This window comes from Bradyrhizobium sp. BWC-3-1, assembly GCF_032917965.1.
Lineage (GTDB): Bacteria > Pseudomonadota > Alphaproteobacteria > Rhizobiales > Xanthobacteraceae > Bradyrhizobium > Bradyrhizobium canariense_D.
This window is the reverse complement of record NZ_CP136625.1, coordinates 4,566,923-4,582,960: the sequence shown is the minus strand read 5'-3', so window position 1 is coordinate 4,582,960 and position 16,038 is coordinate 4,566,923. Positions and strand designations below refer to the sequence as shown.

The following is a 16,038-nucleotide window of genomic DNA, read 5'->3' as shown; positions in this document are numbered from 1 at the left end:
GTGATGATTCTAGAGAATCTGCAGCCCAACAGCCTGCTGCCTCCCGGTTCGCTGACTGTCCGAGATGTCGAAGCTCACGCGCATCCCAGCCTCTGGCTGAATATCCGCCATGAACTGGCTGACATGAAAGAAGACGTCGGCGCTCCGATCATCTCGCCGGATGAAGCCGAAACCCTTTTCGGAATAGTACCGGATTGATCCTTGAAACTCGTTCATGCTCGTCCTGCTTCTGCATAGGTAATGATGGCGCCTTCCCGCTGTGCATGTTGAGCGGCAGCCCGCAGCACAAGATCGGACGAATGGTTCATGCAAACCGAAGCGAGCGCGTAAGCGTCCGCCTCGGTGAGATCGAATGCGAGGCGCAACCCCTCTGCGATCAAGGCCAAGCCGGCCCTGCCCGCCGGCAGTTCTAATTCCTTCGCCGCCTCGGCTAACGCGCGACTGAAAATGTAGAGCGTAACATCCTGTTTCGGTATCATCATCGCATCGCCCTCTGCATTTCAGCGCGTGAGCGGATGAACTGGTCAGCCTGAACCCCTTGCTGCACATAGATGTTGACGTTCCGAGCCCCCTGAGCCGGGTTGGCTGATGGGTCGCCATGTGGAACGACGCGGCCGACAACCGCAGAAGACGCTTGCGGCGTCATGCTCAGGGTTGGCGCAAAGCTCGCGCCGGGGATATTGTCGTTGTGCAGCGGGATCAGGGGAGCGATGGAGTTGTCGCCTTGTGACGCATTCCCTGGAGGCGTGATGGAGACAATCTCTCCCGGCGTCGCCTTGAATTTCACGACCTGCGTATCAGTGCCGCCGCTTCCTCCGACAGTGAAACTTCCGCCTTCAGCAAATCCGGCCATTTGCTGTCGTGCCCGCCATGCGTCTGCTGGGTTCGCGCCGGGATAGCTGGCTACATATCCCGGTCCCTGCAACAGCGCCCCGATTGCGGGGTTCTGCGGCAGGCCGTACCTTTGGATCATGTCGGATATGTAAGGCGTCATGCCACCTGACGAGGTCTTGCCGCCACCAGTGCCAGCCCCGGAGCCGCTTGACGACGCACTTGATGTGACGGAGCTTGCGGTGACCTTGCCCTCTATCAGCTTAAGCTCTGCAATAGTCTGCGAGGTCGAGGAAGTTATCGCGCTGACGACCGCGGTCTTGTTCGCGCTGATTGCGTCCTTCAGGCTTGCAGTCTGCTCCTTGAGTGCTTCAGCGAAATGCGCAGAGATGAGATCCGCTGTTGCTCCGGGATTGCCAGTTGCGCCAAGGGTTGAGCCAAGTGTCTTTGAGCCAACCGGATTGAAACCATCCCCTTCAGTGGCCAGCCCGACCGTGAACTGGCCGCCGGTCGCATAGGCAGCGATGCTGCCCTTGGTTGAAGGGCCCGCGCCCATGGCTGGATTGTGCGGGGCCTGTCCACCCGGAGGCGTTACGGTGACAACCTCGCCCGGCGTAGCCATGAACTCGATATGCTCGGTGTCCGTGCCGCCGGAGCCGCTGACTGTGAACTGACCGCCAGAAGCGAAGGCCGGCAACGTGCCGTCTGCAACTGCCCCAGCGAAATCGAACCCGCTGGCCGAACCTGAATCGAATGAGTCCGACCCTGACGAGATATCCGAGCCGAACCCGGACGCGCCGGAGCTGGTGGCATTCGAGGCGCTGCTGACAGCGCTGGATACGGCCTCGGCGATTGACGACGCTGCATTGCCGAGCGCGTCCACAATGTTGCTGGAGCCGGTGGAGACGGCATCCGTTGCCTGGCCTACGCCTTCAGTCGTCTGAGTCGCCGCGGTCTGAATGTCACCCAAGCCGGATTTTGTGTCGTCAAACCCGGACGTGGTTGCTTCTGTGTCCGCCTTCGTGGCGTCGGTGCCGTCCTCGGTGGACTGCTGGACGGTGTCGAGGCTTTTCAGTTGGTCGAAGGAGAATTTGGAGATGTCGCCGAGTGACGAGGTGGTCTTGTCACCGACCGCCTTCTGAGACTCCTGATCCTGCTTGACGGCATCGGCGACTGTCTTGGAGCCCTGGCTCTGCGCGTTCTTTAACTGGTCTGTCTGCTGCTTGACGCCATCGTCGCTGCCTTTGCCAATCTTGAACGCACTGCCCGGGTCAAAATCTCCCATCGGGTTTCCAATCGGCGGGATTGGCGGGAAGACCGGCGAGGACGGGCCGCCCATATATTGCTTGGCGGCTGCAAATGGATCTGCAATCGGAGGCGCGGGATAGGGATGGTCGTTGTAATAGGTTGATTGCGCTGGCGGCACAGATGGCGCAGTCTGAACCGGCGCCATGGATTGCGGATTTACCGGAACGGTGGACGGCGGGTTGATTTGAGGCCTGGCATCCAGAGGATTTAGCGGATTCTTGAACGTATCGCCAATAACCGGGACCTCGCCCTGATAACCCCTAACACCAGCGGCCTGCCCGCGCGACACGCCGGACCCAAGCTGAGCAAGAGCAAGCGCCTGCTGCGCCGAGATAGTTGGAGCGGCATTTTGCGACGTGTCAGTCTTGGGCTTCTGCCGCGTGCTGAAGCTGCTGTTCTCAGGCTCGACGCTCAACCCGCCACCAGCCGCGCCACCGCCGCCGCCGCTAATAGAGGGTGACAGGGGCGTGACGCCGCCCGCGGAGCTAGTTGCGGCGATTGACGACGATGGGCTGGCAGATGGCCCCGTGACAGTCTTCAGCGACGCCGTGATAGTTGCTGCAGAGGCGTTTACTGCACTTGTGATCGAACTGGTTGAGGCGTTGATGCGGTCGGACAGCGCCGCGGTCTGTGTCTTGAGATCATCGGCGAAGCCGGCCGAAATGACATTTGATCCAGCGGCTGGATTTGTGCTGTCAGACGGCATGAGAGAGCCGAGGGTCTGGCCAGCGGAAGACGCACCCGGAGTATCAATGGAGACCTTCTCGCCGGGCGTGGCCATGAACTGGATGAGCTGGCTGTCCGTGCCGCCAGAGCCGCCAACGGTGAAACTGCCGCCAGTAGCGTAGCCGGCAAGGCCGGCAAGATAGTCTGAGTTATCGAAGCTGTAGGCGGAATCTGCCGAAGGTCCGCCCGCGCTGGACGTGACATTCCCCATAGCATCATACTGGGTGTTGTCGGAGCCGCCCTGACCTTTACCCGCAGCAACGCTTGCGATGTTGGAAGCAGCGTTGGCCGCAGCGCTGGAAACGGAATTCAGGGCCGAGACTAAGGCAAGCGCGTCCTGTAGGTCGGACTTCAGCGTCTTGCCCATCGCAGCAAGCGCGTCCTTTGCAACATCAAATGCGCCGGTCTTGGCAAGGTCCTCCAGAAACTGATTCCACTGGATGCTGAGACCGCGGATTCCTTGCTCGAACGTCTTCGGCTTGTTCGGATCGAAAGCAGCATCAATCGCGGGCTTGATCCGTTTGATAGCGTCTTCGAGGTCCTGGAATGACTTCGGGTGCGTCGCTAGCACCTTCTGGAACGCGTTGAGGTCGGTTACACCGAAAGCGGACGCGATAGCGCGAGCGACTTGCGGCAGCGCATCTCGGATTCTCTGGAATGTGTCCGCCGTCAGTCCGCCGGTTTTTTGAATGCTATCCCCAAGAGCCCCAAAAACCTGCCCTTCCTCCCGCGCATTCGCGCCGGTCGACTGCATGACCTTGGCGAGCGTCCCGAGAACGTCCTCAACGCGCTTAGCGTCATCGGTATCAACCTTGATAACCGGCCAGCTCGTGTTCATTTTCCCAATGCCTTGGACCGCCCTTTCGGTGGCGGCGGCAAGGGAGGAGAACTCGACGCCAGTAGTATTCGCAGTTCGCTTGATGAGGTCGAGCGATTCAGCGCCGGCCTTTGCGCTGCCGGTGATCGCAGAAAAGCGCTCCTTCTGACGGTTCAGTTCGTCGCCAGTCTTGGCAAGCTCAATAGCAGCGCTTACCGCTGCGGCTGCGATACCACCGATGGCGAGGGTGCCACCGGAGATCGCGCTCGTAAGTCCGCCGAGTGACGAACCGCTAGCCGCTGCCGCCTGCGCAATGCTGTTGATCGGCGGGACAACTCCGCCGGCTGCTCCTGCCAGCGCATCCAGCGCCCTGCCGTGGCTGCTGGTTGCATCCGCCGCATTCTTATGGCCGGAAATCGCAGCCGTTAGGGCAGCATTGGCCTGCGTGTAGCTGGCGCCAGTCTTGGCGACGATCGTATCAAGAGACTGGCTGACGTTGAGATGCTTTTGTGCTTCGCTCGACGCCTTAACCAGCGACGCGGCAAGTTGGTCTGCAGACTGCGCAGTTTTGCTAAGCCCGTCACCGGACTTGCTGCCCATCTTGCCGAGCGCGTCAGACGTCTTGTTCGCCTGATCCTCGACCTTCTTGGATTTGTCGAGCGTCTGGTCAAGGGCCTGATTGCCCTTTTCAAGCCCGCTCGTATCAACACTAAAGCCTAACGTCGGATCTGACACTTAGTTGATTCCTTCTGCAACTCGCTCGAACGGAATTACCTGTCCCGTCGCCGGGTCAATCTGGACCTCTGGCGTGAGTGTTTCGTTGGACTGTTCCTCGGCGAGGCGCTGTTCTTCGTCCTCTTCCCTGAAATCAGGACCGAGGATGCCGCGGCGCTTCAGTTCGAAGCGTTCGGTCTTCGCTGAGATGACGTTGCGCTTTTGCGCGTCGCCGATGATCTTGGCCTCGTCGGTGCTGCCGGTAAGTGCCGCAAAGTCCGTGCTGACGTTCGCCGTTGCCGTATCTGCAATGCCGAGCCACTTCGCGGTGAAGGCTAAGCCCTCATCCAGCCCATTCTTGAGATTGCCGGCCCACGCCTCGATTGCGCTATGGGCGCGAGAGTTATCGACGCCTGACGCCGTTGCGGTAACGCCAGCCTTCGGAATGGTCGGCTGCATTGCGAGCTTGGAGAAAACGTCGTAGACGCGTTCCGGACCCTTGGCGATCTGCTCCACAAGCGCGGCATCAGGACCGAGAACTTCCCATTTTGCGGTACCTGTCGCGTCTGTCGGCGGAGCAAACAAGACGGTATCAGGACCGAGTTCAAGCTCGTCTGTGCTTTTGGCGACGCCTTGGCCCGCCAACATGGGCCAACCCGACATATTCTCGATTTCATTCTGACGAGCCAGCGCGCGATAATACTCAAGTGCGACGTGGCAGAGTTCATAGGACCAGGGTTTGCAGGCAATCGCGCCCTTCTTCTTGCCGGTGAAGACACGGACCAGCGGCACCTCGGTCATTTCTGAAATCTGGCCGCCGTCAACTTGCGCGAAATTCTTCTCACCCTGTTTCTGCCAGATCGTCCACCACACGCCGCCGCCGTCCTTGATCTCGACGACCTTGACCTGGGGAATGCAGGATTGCGCGAAGCCGTCCGCGACCTGCGGGAATTCCCACCAGCGGGCGTGCGTTACGACTTCGCGACCTTTTATGAATTGAGTTCGGACATCGATCAAATCGCGAACGGGGATCTGCACCCAGTACGGCCGGGCGCCTTCCGCTTTTTCGTCGGCGAGGGTTTTGACCTTGCCATCTTTCCGTGCAACGCCGCGTGTGTGGTCCACAAAGAACACCGCGACGCCATGACTGACAGAGGCATCAAAGACGTTGCGCGCAAACACGTTGAGACTGTTGCCCTGCCCGTCAACATCCTCGGCAAACGTTTTAAGTTGCGCGGGAGCGGTGTCGCTCAGCGTCACTGGCGACGTAAACGGCCGCGACGTGATGCCTTCGAGCGCATCAGGAACGATCGGACGCCAAGGCGCATCATGAAGCCGGCGCTTATATTTCTTGTCAGATTCCTTTTCAAACCTCGGCAAAAAGCGTTCACGTCCACGCTTGATAGCGTCGTGGCCCTCCAGTACATCATCGATCAGGCACCACTTATGGTCCATGCATGCGACGTCCTCGGACTTCGTGTCCGGGCCTGCGGTGTCGCCCGTCGTATGAGCACCAGTCGTTGCAATCGTGACGTAACGCGGCCCTTGGCCGAATAGATCCTGAAGCCACCCCATTACGCAGCAACCTTCTGGATCTCATCAGCGGAGGCGTCACGCCACTGCTTCGCTGCAAAATCGTAGATCCGGCAAATCTCCTTGGTCTCGCCACCGATCTGCCGCTCCTCAACCCGGAATGGCAGTTCGCCGTCCCCAGCTTCGCCGACCCTCGCCACGGACTCGAACACGTCCTTGGAAACGCCGATGATTTCCCGCATCTCGTCACGCGCCAGATTGGTGAGGCGATCGACCACACCAACCACCTCCTCCAGGTCGGCAAGCTCGGCAAGCGTCTCGCCGTGCTCTTGCTGCATCTGATCATCCACGATCATTTTGTGATGGTGCTGGCTCATGCCGATCAGCTCCGGGATGCTCGCGTGTGCGATGGCGCCGACCACGAGCGGGTTTTGCCTGTTGCCGTCGATGAATTTCGCGCGCTGGTCTGCTGTCATGCTGCGCATCGCCGCGCGGATCTCCTCATGATCGCGGCGCTGTTCGTCAGTCGGCTTTGCCAGCGTCAGCTTTGACCGTGTATCGGCGATTTCAGCCTTGATCTTCTCCGCGGTAGCCCGTGCGCGCCGCAAGGCCGGAATGTTGTCCGTCATCGCGTGTTCGGCGACGTGCTCGGAGGTGCCGAGAGGTGTGAACCGCTTTGACTTATCGGTTTCTTGGCGCTTGGTCCTCAGCGTATTGACGGCATCGATAGCGCCAACGTATGCGGTGCGCAGCTTCGCGACCGATGATCCGGTCGGGCCGTCGAAGACGAATTTTGAAACCCGCTTTGAGGATGAATATGGCCCGCTTCCAAGGTGCGTCGGGCCGGTCCATCGCGACGGATCGGGAGAAAGAAATCGGTTTGCCATTGAGGGTGCCCTAACCTGGTGTTTTGGCATTGTTACATCCACATCCGAGACGATATCCTCGTGTGGTCGGAAGCCGGCGTGCTTAATGCGCATTGCGGTGTCCGGCGGCACCCAGAGTCCATCGATTATGATCCCGCTCATTCCACTCATTTTTCAGCCCCAGCTGTATCGGCCAATCAGGCCGGTGTTGATTTGAGAACGTGTTGCCGCGCACCAGGCAGCGCCGGCCGCGGCGTTAATCCAGTCGTCATGCTCGCCCGGCAAATGGTCCACGCGCGTCCCGCGCACCACCAAGCCCAAGGCCTGTTCTTGCAATTTCGGAAGGTCGGGCAATTCGATCTCGCCCGCGTTGAGACGAGGCTCCATCTGCTCGTAAAGCTCGGTTTTTGGCAGCCGACAGGACGTGTACCCGATGCCAAGCTCCTCAAAATCGACCTTGAAGGTGTTGCCCGCGTAGTTGTCGCCCGTGACGGAGCGGATCTTGTAAGCGCGCAACTCGTTCGCGAACTTGATAACCGCCTGCCGCGGGTTGAATGGCGGCGCGCCGGCCTGACTCTCGACCACATCCACGACCGACTTTCCGCCCTCTTGGTGAGCAATGCCGAGCGTGGCGTCGTCGCTGGAGCCGCCGCTCATGTCTATAAAGGCGTAATAGGTATGGCGCTGGTCGTACCCAAGCCGCTTGCGGCCGGTGACAATCGCTGCAAGCACGCTGTCGGGATCGAGGAACGCACCACTCGGCGCCCCAGGCATGTTCAAATGCAAGCGACGGTACTTGTGCGCTGGCAATCTGCGCTTTTGCTGCTCCAGATATCGCACCCCATCAGGCCAGGAGGCCATAGAGGGGTTGGCCCGCTGTTCTGGAGGAAGGCCGGCAAAGTCCGGATCGGTGCAGATGTCGCCGCTGTACCAGGAGAACAGCATTCCCGGATCGTCGCCGACAATGCCGCGCTGCTTCAGATCGTAGAGCGGATTACCGGGCGTGTTGAAGATGCTGTCGTATGAAGTAACCCACTGCAGTACATCCGTGCGCGTGGGATCGGGTGCGAGAGCTTCGAAAAGATCCCACGTCCGATAGCCGTGAATTTCGTCATAGCCGATGAACAGCGCGGTTTTACCATGCTGGCCTGATACGTTCCGGGCAGGCAGGATCTTGAGCGAGCCGCGCCCATCCGTGCGCTTGATCTCGGTGGAGAGGACTTCGACCTCGCCGCCGATCTCCTCCGCGTTCACCGCAACCAGCTTCTTGGCGAGGCTCAGGTCCTGATTGGCCTGGTCCTCATCGTTGCCGAGAATGAACCCGTCACTGCCCTGCGGGCTTTCCTTGATCAGGAGCGAGTACAGGCCGGTCAGCACAAGGTCGGCAGACTTCCAGTTCTTCTTGCCCCTGCCAGCCAGCACGAGATTGTAGAGCGGCGCACCATCGTCACGGCGAGTGTCAAGGGCGAGCGTGAACAGCCGACGTCGGTAGGGCTCAATCGTGTCCATCAGCGGACGACCATCAAGCCACTTGAGCCGGCTGAAGAAGTCGAGGGAGGTTGGCGTCATGCGCTCGCAGCTGCCAATCGTTCGCGGATCGGGCGCACCGTCAGCGCAGGACGGTTGCCAATGCGCAAGGCACGGCGCGCACGATCGGCCAGGTTCTCCGCCTTGACGAGATCGTTGGCAGACACCGCCTCACCCTTCAGGGATCGCGTGCGGAGCCACTCAGCGGTGACCTGAAGCTCGGCTGCACGCTGGACTCCCTCCAGCGTAAGGGCATCCAGTGAGCCCCCTAGGGCCGCTGTGTACATGGCTGACAGCGCGCGGATGCGTCGCGCCTGCCAGGTCCGGCCATCAAGCCCGACAACCTCACCGCTTCGTCCGTTCGACTGGTTGGCATCTGCCATCTATCCGGCTCCTAACAAACTGACAGTATCGTTACCCGCCTGATACCCTGCCAGCATTATGCACCTGTTCGACTGCAATTAAAATACGGACAGATAAGGACAATTACCGACACGAGCACATGATTGTATATCAAAGGCCGCCGCTCGAATGCGTCAGGCACCAGGTCAAACCGTCAAGTGCAGCCTGATTTTTTATGGCCGTTTTGGCATTGAGTTGGGCGGCTTTCCCTCAAGACACAAACCCCGATAACACTGATAACGGAGGTGACATTCAGTGCTCTGCGTTATCGGCGTTATCGCTGTTACTGGGGTGTGTGGCAGAGACCCAGTAACGGCCTCCTCCGACCTTGAAGACATCCCCCGCTTTGGCCATTTTGAACAGCAATTGGCGGATATTCGCTGCTGGTTTGCCTGTTGCTGCGGTCAGTTCAGCCGGTGTCATCGGTCCCGCGTTATCGGTCAGCGCGGCCATGATAACGGCCCTCTCACCCGATCGGCGGACGTCTGAGGCGTTACCGACGACTGACCATCTGCCGGTAACGAAGATAACGGCAGTCTCTTTCTCCTCGATGTCGCGGCCTCGGACATAGAGCGTCTTGCCGTTCTGATCCTGATTGAGGACGATGGTGGTGTCAGCGCATGCAGCCAAACCGTTCGAACCGGACAGCGATTCGAGGGGATCGTCAGCTCCGCCCTTCTTGAGATGGTGGAGACCGAGCACGGCCACGCCATGTTTCGTGGCCCACTTCTGCAACGGGGCCCAAGTCGAGTAGTCGGATTCATACGCGTTCTGGTTCTTGTTGCCGGGCGGCTTAATCCGCTGCAGTACGTCGACCACGACGAAACGGGGCTGCCTCACTGAGGTTCGCCAAAGCTCCAGGCGTTCGATGAAACCGGCGTTGAGTTGAGGGGCATCAGTCACCCATTCGAGCCGCGACATATCAGGCAGAGATTCGCCTTCCGGGAACAGTGCCTTGATCCGAGCTTGGATTCGCCGCGGACCATTCTCCAGGTCGACGTACAGGGCATCGCCTCTCACGCAATCGAGGCAGCCCATTGCAACGCCGCCCGTCGCAACGGCCACGGCCCAGTCGATTGCCAACCATGTCTTACCGAGCTTCTGCCGGCCCGCCAGGATGGTGAAGCCGCCATACACGTAGCCGGGAATGATTTCTTTTAACGGCGCAAAACTTGCCGCCATCAGATCGTTGGTGTTGGTTCGGTTGAAGCCGGCGCCGAACCGGTCCTGAACTGCCGTCAGTGCGTCCAGTTCATGGTTGCTCATTTTCTCTGAAAGCTCTGTGCGGATGTTCATGCGCCGAAGCCCAACCCAGCGGCAATGAGTTCTTCGACCAGCCCGCCTCCGTGGTCGCTCAGGAGATTGTTGGCGGTTGCTATGTCATAGAGACAGTCAACCACCTCTTGTTTGCGACGCGGATTTCGCTGGATCATGCCGCCAAGCATGAGGCACTCGGTTTCGAACTGGCTCAACTTGGCAATGGCGACGTTGCGACGGGCATCTCGCATTGCTGCGGTGATGTCATCGGATTCGATTGCTATCGCTGCTTGAATGTCCAAGGTGACGTGCCTCATCGCGCCACCTCCAACCCGTCGACCAATGATCGCAGTAACAATTGCTCGCTTTCTTCAGCCGCCTTCAGAATTTCGAATTGCCGGCGCGGCAGGTGACGCTGGATCGCGGCCTCCACCAAAGCCCGGAGCATGTCCGGCTCAATGGCGTCGAGTTCCACCGATATGTCGCCGAAGTTCTTCGACCTGGTGTCCGACTGCTTGGTCGGTCTTGTCGGCAAACTCCACTCAGCGATCTGTTCCGAAGTGACGCCAATGCGCTGGAACTGAATATCGGCAGCTGGTGCCATCTCGCGCAGGGTCTGCTCGATCTTTTCCCCGGCGTTCACCCCGGACGGATCGAAATCACCAAGATGATAGATGTACGTGGGCAAGTCGACGGCAGCGATATATTCCGCCGAACTGTGCAGGAACGACAGGCTGGCGTAGCCGCGAGATACCATCAAGGGAACGTCGTACATGGACGTCACCGGCAGGATCACCCCGGACAGTGCGTCCTTCTCCAGCCAGATCTCGACGTAGGAGCCGGCGTCGGCCCAGAGCGACTTGCGATAGAGTCTCGCGGTGTCGTCGAGCGCCTGTTGAACGCCCCCAAATGTCCGCGGCCGGCGCTGCCATCGCGTGTTGTCCGCCAGCCAGTCGTATGGCAATTCGCCAGCCTTGCGCATCTGCACGAGGTCGGTCTGGACCTTGGTATACCCGGCCTCACTCTTCTCGACGATGTCGCGGACGGTAGCTTGGTAGAAGACCTGACGCACTGTCATCGGCCTCATAGCAGTAACGATGTCGTAGAGCGCCGACCTTCGTTCCTGCATCTCCGCCTTTGTCGCCCGAGTCCTTTTTGTCGGGCTAGCCTGATAAGCACCAGCCTGGTTCATGCGTCACCGCCAGTGGCGCAAATAATGACTCGTTCAATCCGCAGCTTGTTCTTGTCGGCCGCAGACGCGATCTCTGCCGCCAACCGCAACGGCAGAACCACCAGGGGCTCGCTGCGGTCGGCGCGAACGATTAGGATGTCGCGATCGATCAGCCAGTCATAGAGCTGGCGGAAGCCCTTCGCGCGGCATTTGACTTCCACAACCCGGTCAACATTGAGAACCGGAACGGTGAGGTCGCCAAGGTAGGAGCCACCGGCTGAGCCACTGAGAGGCACGCGCTCGGCAGCGAAGCCGCGTTCTTGTAAGTATTTCACGATTGCGCGCTCGGCGCGGTTGCCCTTTTGGCGAGATGCCCGTCCTCCGCGGACGGGAGCGGTTGTGCTGCTCATCGATCAGGCGGCCTTCTTTCCCGCCTGCGCACGTTCCCAGTCGATTAGCTCGGCCTCACGGAAGTAACGACGATTGCGAATGACGACCGGACGGGGAAACCCGAGGGTGTCGTCCTTCAGCCAGCGATCAAGTGTCTTTGCCGATCGGGTGTATCGCGCGCATACCTTCGAGGCCGGTAGCAGGGCCTCAGCGGGGGTAGACTTGTCCATAACGTCTGCTCCATGTCGGGTAATGACCTGTGAGCGGTTGAATGCGCTATGGGCGGCATGCTTCGATACCTCGGAAGGGGTCGGAGCACTGGGGTCTAAGGGTTGGCCCCTCCCATCCTCTTGTTGCCGCCCTTCATTGCTTCCGGGGGTCGAACAAACGTTGCCATTGCTTCAGCCAAGCTGTTTGAGAGCGAGGAGCCGTCAGGAAGTCGTTGCTTTTTGAAATACTCGACCAGCTCCTCCTTTTTCGGAGGGGCTTTGTCCTTCGTAATTCCGAACTGTACCGTTGCTGTGAGCATCATCTCAAGAAATGGTGAAACGTATGAGGGCACCGGAGCGGGTTGGGAATTCGTTGCGGCAAGCCGCTTCACAAGCACGGGTAGATGTATGGTCTCAGTCCGATGCCGGTCCCTTGGGTGCGGCACCTTCTTTTCGAGCCGCCTCTCCTTGATCATGTTGTCGGTCCAGTCCGCCAGGAAGTTGGTCGAATTCAAATCGACTACCTCACCAGTTTGCCTGTCCCAAACGGCAGCAACCAGTTCGCCGCTCGCGAAGCGCTGCCGCAGCGGTGTCTCGCTGCCGCTGGTATCAAAATCCTCTAGTCTGACATAGCCCGGCGGGACAAACTGCTCGTTCATTGTTGAGCCCTCATCGGAATAACGTTGTCAGGCTGCTTGCGGGAAACGACCGATTGCACAAAGCTCGCCCACGTTTCCAGCGCCTTGCGCTTTTCGTCCGCGAAGCTGTGCCGCTGGTACACGCCCGCAACACCGCGGAAGCTGCCAGACACGTGGTTGAGGATCTTCTCAATGACCGGCAACTGGACGCCCAGCCGTGCCATGCCGCTGGCACCCGTCCTGCGAAGGTCATGCAGCGTCCAATGAGGCAGAGGCTCGACCTCGTTGGGATTTTCGCCGCGCTGGACCGCGTCGGCGCGCTGTATCTTCAATATCTCATGATCCAGCCGCTCCTTGGCCTTGCTAAACCCGGACACCGGCCTTTCGCCGGTAACCGTGAACACAAGTCCGGCCTTGCCGATCTTGGGTAATCCTTCGAGCAGGGTCCACGCTGCATTGGAAAGCGGTACCTCATGCTCAACCCCGTTCTTGGTGCGCTCTTTTGGAATGATCCAATTCAGATCCTTCGGCTTCAACTCGTGGCGGGACATACCGGAGACCTCATCCCGGCGCTGAAGCGTCAGGATCAGTTCTTGCACCATTTGCCCGAACGGCCAGCCAATCGCGGTGGCACCTCGCCAGACGAGCCGCAATTCCTCGTCAGTAAGGATTCGATCGCGCGAAGCCTCCGCAGTCGGCGCCGACACCCCGGCGCATGGGGACACCTCGATAATGTCGCGCGATACGGCCCAGTTGAACATCTTGCGAATCGCCGCCAACACACGGTTGGCCGTGACGGGCGCCTTACGGGCGATAATCGCATCCAGGAGGGTGTGGACCTCGCGGCGCGTGATCTCATGCACCGTGCGGCTACCCCACCGACTCAGCACTTCGCCGCCGGTCTCGGTCTTGACCAGCTTGGTTTCGTCCTCGGGGTCGGCCTTCAGCCCGATCAGCCGCGCTGTTTGATCCCAACTCTTGGTCTTGGCCTTGGCGTACTTCTCAATGAATAGGCGCGCGACGGCCTCGACCGTATCGCCTTCCAACAATTCAGCGTTCTCAGCGCGCAGGCGAGCCGCAGCCCGCTCGCGGAACTTGTGGCCGGCCGGATCAACCCCCTTCGCGACCTGTCGAGCCGCCGCGATGGCCAGCTCCCTTGCGCCGGCCAACGTGTTCGGCTGGTCGAGTTCGGCGTGCTCTGGCTCGTCACCCTTCCCATCGCTGATGTAAGCGGGGCCGATCGTGAGCTTCTTGGGCTTCCCGGCAAACCGGTAGCGGAACGCCCATGACTTCGCGCCGCTCGGCTGGATGACGAGATACAGCCCCTGACAACCGAAGTCGCGCATCTCGCGGCGCTCGCTGCCGGGCTTGGCGTTTTTGACTGTGATCGGCGTGAGTGGCTTAGCCATCTGGGTCCGCTCCGGGTAACATGGGGTAACGGTTTTGGGCCGTCTGCAAGTGTTACCCTATGTCCCGGACAATATCGGACAATCGCGCGATTTACAATGTTTGAAGGGGTTTTTCGGAGCCGGATGCTATGATTAGTCCGGCTCTGTCCGCGAGTAGGATATGACTTTTAATCACGGGGTCCTGGGTTCGAGCCCCAGCGCGCTCACCAACACAATGAAGCAGTAATCCCAAACGCAACTTCGACAGAAAGCTCCATGTCGGCACTGTGTCGGCAGCTGGAATTGCCGCTGCCGACGCGTCCTGCCGCCGCAAATGAGCGGCGCTTTGATGTCGGCGCTTGCCGACGAGACTCTTCCGGAAAGCTGGTGTGCCCAAAGCCATTCCGCCCCAAATAGGCCGCCTCAGTTGCCGCTCTCTCAGACGGTGCCGACGTCCCGCACGCCGGGCTCCGCCTCGTCACCGGAGCCAGAGAACAAGTAAAGTAACGCGGGGCCGGTCATCCCCGCCTTAAGCGCGTAATCTTGATTTGGGCTCTCTCCCCGGCGACAGGCCAATCCTATATGATAGCCAACGGACCATCGGCAGGAGCCACTCCATGCTTGCCTCAATCATGTTTGGCTTGGTCATTGTCACCCTGATGATGTGGTGTGGGCGCGTGACCGCCAATTTCGCGGCACAGAGAGGCCGGTCTAGGCGCATTTGGTTCATCTGGGGAGCGCTGCTGTTTCCACTGTTTCCGGCTCAATGGTTCGTCTTGGGACTTCTGCCAAAGAAGTAAGGCCGCTTCTCAAACGTCCGCCTCTTTCATTTGCCTATCTGCCTGAGTTCCGGGCGGAACGAACGGACAGTCGAACGATTGCTCCTCTTGAGTAGGAGTTGCGTCATGCGTCATGCGCCGTCGATTGTGCCGCTGGATCGGCTCGACCGGGAGATTTACCTGGTACTGGAAGACTTCGGCGCGCGCGCCGGCTGCTCCTGGCGCGAGGCCGACGAGCAGGATACCGACGTCGAGACCATCATCCGCGACCTACTCTCCGGGCAGTACGCATATCCCGTCCGTATCGTCGCCTTCAACGCCATCGAGGGCTGGTCTCGCGATGCCACCAGCGAGATCGCAGATGAGCTTGCCGAGCGTGTCACGAATAGCGAGATCACGCCGGCCTTGCAGGCCTTCGTCCAAGCAAATGCTTCCCGACCTTTTGCTGTACAACTGGCGCTTCCTCTACGGGGGCCGCCTGAGTTCAATCTGTGATCGTGATGTTGCGTGGGGATTGCGGTGCCAGTGCACTAAACAGGCACAGCCGTCGGAAGTTCGCGCTTCCCTTCGGCATGATTTTTTGGTACCAAATAAAATGAAACCAGAAAAAAAGATTCGTGCCAAAAAGCATCGCGGCCGCCCCGCTACTGGTCAAGGCGTCCAGATCGGCACGCGCTGGCCGGAGGCGACTGTCGCTCAGATCGACGCATGGGCGTCGGGGCAGGAAGACACTCCGGCTCGCTCTGAATCCATCCGTCGGCTGGTTGATATTGGCTTGGGCAAACCCGCCCCCGCCCTCGCGGTTACGTCTATCGCCAAGGCCTCGTCCGAGCGGGCTCGGGAAATGGCGGGTAATGCGATCGACAAGCTCAAAGACAACAAAGCGAGCCCGGATGACCAGGCCAGCCGCAAGCGGCGGCTCGTCAAGGGACCCGAGGAATTCCAGAATGTTCGACGCGACCGGCCAAATCGAAAATGAATTGACCGGCGCCCGCCTGGTCAATCTCGCCTGAAGGCAAAAAGCAGATGATCAAACCCAAACGGTCGGCCGCGCAACAAGTCGCGGACGAAGCCGATCGAAGGACCCTCAATCCGATAGGATCGAGACAGACAATAGCGGACAGCCAAGCCACTCCGGAGTTTCAGGAAAACCTCAAACGCCTGAAGTCCGAGCGGCTGGAGCGTGAGGCTAGACTGAATCCGAAGCGCAAGGTCTGATTTGAGCTTATCGACCCTTCGCCTCGCCTGGCTGGGCCGCTCAGGCGAACGGGCTGCGTCGGATGGAGGGTGCAGAAGGTCATGGGAATGTTGAACCGACGGTGGATGATCTTCCTGCTGGTTTCCGTGGTGATTGTTTGCTCGGTCTTCGCAGGCGCCCGGTACTATCTGAGCAAATGCCATGGCATGGATGCGTGCGCGGCCGCCGAAGCCGAGAGCCATGAGCGAGACAAGCCAACCGAGCCACAATAGTTTTCGGGTGAA

At 59.8% G+C, this 16,038-nt stretch carries 18 protein-coding genes; 4 read left to right on the top strand and 14 right to left on the bottom strand.

Annotated features, from left to right (window positions below; all coding sequences use genetic code 11):
* Positions 1 to 9 precede the first annotated feature (9 nt).
* The 14 genes from RX329_RS41970 to RX329_RS22190 all read right to left on the bottom strand — a co-directional run bounded on the left by RX329_RS41970 (position 10) and on the right by RX329_RS22190 (position 13,798).
* Positions 10 to 216 (bottom strand): cold-shock protein, encoded by a 207-nt coding sequence (locus RX329_RS41970; RefSeq protein WP_410706036.1) that lies wholly within the window; start codon positions 214 to 216, stop codon positions 10 to 12.
* Positions 213 to 482 carry a hypothetical protein gene (locus RX329_RS22250; protein ID WP_317244237.1) on the bottom strand — a complete coding sequence of 90 codons (270 nt, stop codon included), beginning with the start codon at positions 480 to 482 and terminating at the stop codon, positions 213 to 215. Before RX329_RS22250 ends, RX329_RS41970 begins: the two co-directional genes overlap by 4 nt.
* Positions 479 to 4,417 (bottom strand): tape measure protein, encoded by a 3,939-nt coding sequence (locus tag RX329_RS22245; RefSeq protein ID WP_317244236.1) that lies wholly within the window; start codon positions 4,415 to 4,417, stop codon positions 479 to 481. The genes RX329_RS22250 and RX329_RS22245 overlap by 4 nt, the downstream gene beginning before the upstream one ends.
* The gene (locus RX329_RS22240) at positions 4,418 to 5,851 is read right to left on the bottom strand and encodes a DUF4055 domain-containing protein (RefSeq protein ID WP_317244235.1); all 1,434 of its coding nucleotides are present in this window, start codon (positions 5,849 to 5,851) and stop codon (positions 4,418 to 4,420) included.
* Between the two features lie 119 nt (positions 5,852 to 5,970).
* Positions 5,971 to 6,909, bottom strand: coding sequence for a hypothetical protein (locus tag RX329_RS22235; protein WP_317244234.1), 939 nt, complete (start codon positions 6,907 to 6,909; stop codon positions 5,971 to 5,973).
* Positions 6,910 to 6,969: 60 nt separating this feature from the next.
* Positions 6,970 to 8,364, bottom strand: a complete 1,395-nt coding sequence (locus RX329_RS22230) for a hypothetical protein (RefSeq protein ID WP_317244233.1) — start codon at positions 8,362 to 8,364, stop codon at positions 6,970 to 6,972.
* A complete protein-coding gene (locus tag RX329_RS22225) occupies positions 8,361 to 8,705 on the bottom strand; it encodes a hypothetical protein (RefSeq protein WP_317244232.1) in 345 nt (114 codons plus the stop codon). The genes RX329_RS22230 and RX329_RS22225 overlap by 4 nt, the downstream gene beginning before the upstream one ends.
* Positions 8,706 to 8,976: 271 nt before the next feature.
* Entirely contained in the window at positions 8,977 to 10,020 is a 1,044-nt protein-coding gene (locus tag RX329_RS22220; RefSeq protein ID WP_317244231.1) for an AAA family ATPase, read from the bottom strand.
* A complete protein-coding gene (locus RX329_RS22215; protein WP_317244230.1) occupies positions 10,017 to 10,298 on the bottom strand; it encodes a hypothetical protein in 282 nt (93 codons plus the stop codon). The genes RX329_RS22220 and RX329_RS22215 overlap by 4 nt, the downstream gene beginning before the upstream one ends.
* Entirely contained in the window at positions 10,295 to 11,173 is an 879-nt protein-coding gene (locus tag RX329_RS22210; protein ID WP_317244229.1) for a hypothetical protein, read from the bottom strand. The genes RX329_RS22215 and RX329_RS22210 overlap by 4 nt, the downstream gene beginning before the upstream one ends.
* Positions 11,170 to 11,562, bottom strand: a complete 393-nt coding sequence (locus RX329_RS22205; protein ID WP_317244228.1) for a hypothetical protein — start codon at positions 11,560 to 11,562, stop codon at positions 11,170 to 11,172. The genes RX329_RS22210 and RX329_RS22205 overlap by 4 nt, the downstream gene beginning before the upstream one ends.
* Positions 11,563 to 11,565: 3 nt before the next feature.
* Positions 11,566 to 11,772 (bottom strand): DNA-binding protein, encoded by a 207-nt coding sequence (locus tag RX329_RS22200; RefSeq protein WP_317244227.1) that lies wholly within the window; start codon positions 11,770 to 11,772, stop codon positions 11,566 to 11,568.
* Positions 11,773 to 11,867: 95 nt separating this feature from the next.
* Positions 11,868 to 12,410, bottom strand: a complete 543-nt coding sequence (locus RX329_RS22195) for a hypothetical protein (RefSeq protein ID WP_317244226.1) — start codon at positions 12,408 to 12,410, stop codon at positions 11,868 to 11,870.
* Entirely contained in the window at positions 12,407 to 13,798 is a 1,392-nt protein-coding gene (locus RX329_RS22190) for a site-specific integrase (RefSeq protein ID WP_317244225.1), read from the bottom strand. The genes RX329_RS22195 and RX329_RS22190 overlap by 4 nt, the downstream gene beginning before the upstream one ends.
* A gap of 884 nt (positions 13,799 to 14,682) precedes the next feature.
* Between RX329_RS22190 and RX329_RS22185 the strand changes: the two genes are divergently transcribed.
* The 4 genes from RX329_RS22185 to RX329_RS22170 all read left to right on the top strand — a co-directional run bounded on the left by RX329_RS22185 (position 14,683) and on the right by RX329_RS22170 (position 16,026).
* Positions 14,683 to 15,051, top strand: coding sequence for a hypothetical protein (locus tag RX329_RS22185; RefSeq protein ID WP_317244224.1), 369 nt, complete (start codon positions 14,683 to 14,685; stop codon positions 15,049 to 15,051).
* Positions 15,052 to 15,151: 100 nt separating this feature from the next.
* On the top strand, positions 15,152 to 15,535 hold the full coding sequence (locus tag RX329_RS22180; RefSeq protein WP_317244223.1) for a hypothetical protein: 384 nt from the start codon (positions 15,152 to 15,154) through the stop codon (positions 15,533 to 15,535).
* A gap of 47 nt (positions 15,536 to 15,582) precedes the next feature.
* Positions 15,583 to 15,774 (top strand): hypothetical protein, encoded by a 192-nt coding sequence (locus RX329_RS22175; RefSeq protein WP_018457953.1) that lies wholly within the window; start codon positions 15,583 to 15,585, stop codon positions 15,772 to 15,774.
* A gap of 69 nt (positions 15,775 to 15,843) precedes the next feature.
* Entirely contained in the window at positions 15,844 to 16,026 is a 183-nt protein-coding gene (locus tag RX329_RS22170) for a hypothetical protein (protein ID WP_317244222.1), read from the top strand.
* Positions 16,027 to 16,038 lie beyond the last annotated feature (12 nt).